This window comes from Gilvimarinus sp. 1_MG-2023, from assembly GCF_030548285.1.
On record NZ_JAUOSC010000144.1, the window covers coordinates 1 to 453 of the forward strand.

The window sequence follows — 453 nt, forward strand, 5'->3', positions numbered from 1 at the left end:
ATATTCTGATTGAACAAAATGGAAATATATTTAATACGATGGTCACGCCGGATTCGATACAGGTTGGTGGCTAAACTGTCAGGGTTGCCTTCAAGAATCAGCAGGAAATTATCATCAAAAGCAATAAATATACCATTTGACTCATGTGACAATCTGTACGATCTTAGTTCGTTGAATATATCGAGAATATAGGCTGAGTGATTGTCAAAAGCCCCGGTCTGAAGGGTTCCTATGCATCCAATTCGCTTCATAATATTTGACCACCTTTCCTTTGTAGGCTATTTGAACGATCACTTATGGGCCATTGACTATGGCATGACTGCTATAAACACGTGGTGCTATGCGATATCTAAGGCTGATTGATCATGGTCACTGCTCCTGAATGAACTTACTCTCCCTTAAGTCATTACATTATAAATGGTTATTACTCCTTTAAAGATAGTTGGGTAGCTG

General features: G+C 38.9%; 1 protein-coding gene. It reads right to left on the reverse strand.

Features of this window, described 5'->3' with window-relative positions; genetic code table 11:
• On the reverse strand, positions 1-251 hold a 251-nt coding region (locus tag Q4563_RS16135; RefSeq protein ID WP_303605198.1), incomplete at its 3' end, for a hypothetical protein.
• Between the last annotated feature and the right edge of the window lie 202 nt (positions 252-453).